A 2,675-nucleotide genomic window follows, 5' to 3' on the forward strand; every position below is an offset into this window, starting at 1 on the left:
TTATCCGGTATTAGCCCCGGTTTCCCGGAGTTATCCCAGTCTTATGGGCAGGTTACCCACGTGTTACTCACCCGTCCGCCGCTAACTTCTTGAGAGCAAGCTCTCAATCCATTCGCTCGACTTGCATGTATTAGGCACGCCGCCAGCGTTCATCCTGAGCCAGGATCAAACTCTCCAATAAAGTTAGTTTGTCTAGCATCTAAAAATAAAAATTGACGTTTCACGTTGTTTGTTTCGTTCAGTTTTCAAAGAACTACTTGGTCGCTCATTTGCGACTTCCTTATGTTAACATCTTCGTTAGTTAATGTCAACTAAGTTTTTTATTTCGTTTGTCGCTTGCGACGTTAATGTCATCGGCGACTTGTCCTATATTACACCTCTATATAATAATAGTCAATATTAATCTTTCATTTTTTAAAAAAAGATGAAAAATACTCTCATACCCCCTCTTTATTCCTCATACATATCAGTAAAATAACTGAAAGGAGTGTAGAACTTGTTCGATCCTTCTTTATTAAACACCATAAGCGCCCATTCAAGAAGCCCACACTATCATAGGAAGTTTCCCATCATTCTATTTTGGAGTCAAAAAAGCGGTTGCACTTCTCTTGCCAATTGGTTCTTTTACCAAATTGATTTATTGCAAACAGCTCTAAGTTATAGTCCTTTCATTCATAATTATGAATATGATATATACAAAAGTACACCTGCTTATAGTGTACGACTAGGAGTAGCGTTGCGAGAAAAACAAAAAGAAACGTTTAAACTTGTTCGTAACCCTTATAGGAGAGCAGTCAGTTCTTTCGTATCCTTAATTGGACCTCCTTATATGGAAAATCCCGAATGGAAACCCATCCGAAAGTTTTTATATCAAGATGAAAATTCCCCCAAAGGGATCTCATTTAAACAATTTCTATACTATCTATTTATGAAAGGGGCTCACGCAAGGGATATTAACCCACATTTCACACAACAATATATAGCTGGTGAAGAAGAATATGTCACCAATTATATATACTTAGAAAACTTTGATCAGGAAATGAAAGAATTAGAAAAGCGTTTCGAATTAAAAAACGCACCAATAAATGAGTTCTCAACATCATGGCATCATCAAACTCCCGCCATGATTTATAAAGGGAATTTTAGCGAAGGCGATATTACTGATCCTTTATTTCCCCGTCATCCAACTTTTGAAAGCTTTTATGATACTGAATGTATACAACTTGTTCAAACAATATTTCAAAATGATTTCGACACATATAAATACAGCAAAGAATATCCATACTAATTTTAGTCTATTATCTTTGCTAAATAAAAAAGATACCTCATATATAAGGTATCTTTTTAACATTTCAATTATATAAATCATACTGTTTAACAGTCTCTATTCTCCACCTTGTTACCTTTTAATAGATTACATAACTTTTGCTTATCCGCCCATCCTACTCCAATTAAAACTAAACTCGCTCCCATTATTACTCTCCATGTCAAAGATTCATTTAATAGAATAATTGAAGTAACAATACTTATTAACGGTAATGCATTTAAATATAATCCGCTTACTGATGCTGAAACTCTCTCTAGCGCTTTATTCCAAAACCAATACGCTAAAATTGTTGCTCCAATAATAAGGTATATTACACTAAGTCCCGTTTTCCAAGTTTCAATCTTCGGTAAACCGTAATAAAGAATTTCTACCAGTGCAAATGGTAATAGAATAACAGCTCCAATAATTAAAGTTAATGTTGTAAAAACCTCGTTTGATAAATACTGTTCTTGTTTTGGTCGTTTTAGCAAAACCGTGTAGAAAGCAAATAGAAAAGTACTTAATAATATCAGTATATCTCCTATTAAAGACACTTCTTGATCAGCACTTTTAGATGGAATCGTAATAAAGAGTACTCCTATAGCACCCAATATAATTCCTATCCAATAATTCAATCGAATTTTCTCTTTCAAGAAGATTGCTGAAAAAAGAATTGTAACTAATGGTAATGCAGCATCTATGATACTAACATGTAATCCACTTGTTAAAGAAATACCGTACGATGTGAACATAAAATACCCAGCTACACCGGTAAAAGCTAACAAACTCATTCTTTTCCATGGAACTTTTTTATGTACAACTGATTTTTGTAGTTGCTTAAATGAAAATAGCATACAAATTCCACCTGCAAAGAAAAGACGAATAAACAACAAAGTAAACGGCTGGATAGATTCTAAAGCCCATTTTGTTGGCGCAATAGCTGTCCCCCATAATATAACAGCCACTAATAACATGCATATTTCTTTCATAATCCCCCACACCCATCAAAAATATATGTTAACTACCTTAATTATAGATTTTTTCTTATGTAAAATCCTTTAAAAACACAAAAGGTTATGTAAAAAGAGCTAGAGTGCTACTTTTTACATAACCTTTTTATATAAAATCACAAACATTCTTTTTACATCTCGACTACATTCTTAAAAAAAGGTAATTCTTACCTCTTTATTTTAAATAATAAAAATAAACACAAAAAAACCTAAGTCAAAACGACTTAGGTTTTTGCTTGGCGACGTCCTACTCTCACAGGGACAAGGTCCCAACTACCATCGGCGCTAGAGAGCTTAACTTCCGTGTTCGGTATGGGAACGGGTGTGACCTCTCTGCCATCATCACCAAACTATGAAGG

At 34.1% G+C, this 2,675-nt stretch carries 2 protein-coding genes and 2 rRNA genes; 1 reads left to right on the forward strand and 3 read right to left on the reverse strand.

The features are described 5' to 3' along the window. Positions 1–181 (reverse strand): 16S ribosomal RNA (locus tag ACO6VI_RS32845); the annotation flags it as partial. Positions 182–496: 315 nt separating this feature from the next. Between ACO6VI_RS32845 and ACO6VI_RS32850 the strand changes: the two genes are divergently transcribed. Then, the gene (locus tag ACO6VI_RS32850; protein ID WP_422425189.1) at positions 497–1,288 is read left to right on the forward strand and encodes a sulfotransferase family 2 domain-containing protein; all 792 of its coding nucleotides are present in this window, start codon (positions 497–499) and stop codon (positions 1,286–1,288) included. A gap of 86 nt (positions 1,289–1,374) precedes the next feature. Here the strand turns inward: ACO6VI_RS32850 and ACO6VI_RS32855 are convergent, their stop codons facing one another. After that, on the reverse strand, positions 1,375–2,295 hold the full coding sequence (locus ACO6VI_RS32855; protein WP_097920914.1) for a DMT family transporter: 921 nt from the start codon (positions 2,293–2,295) through the stop codon (positions 1,375–1,377). 255 nt (positions 2,296–2,550) lie between these two features. Continuing rightward, positions 2,551–2,666, reverse strand: a 5S ribosomal RNA gene (gene rrf / locus ACO6VI_RS32860). Positions 2,667–2,675 lie beyond the last annotated feature (9 nt).

The organism is Bacillus sp. PSXD-155 (assembly GCF_049310765.1).
Taxonomy (GTDB): domain Bacteria; phylum Bacillota; class Bacilli; order Bacillales; family Bacillaceae_G; genus Bacillus_A; species Bacillus_A cereus.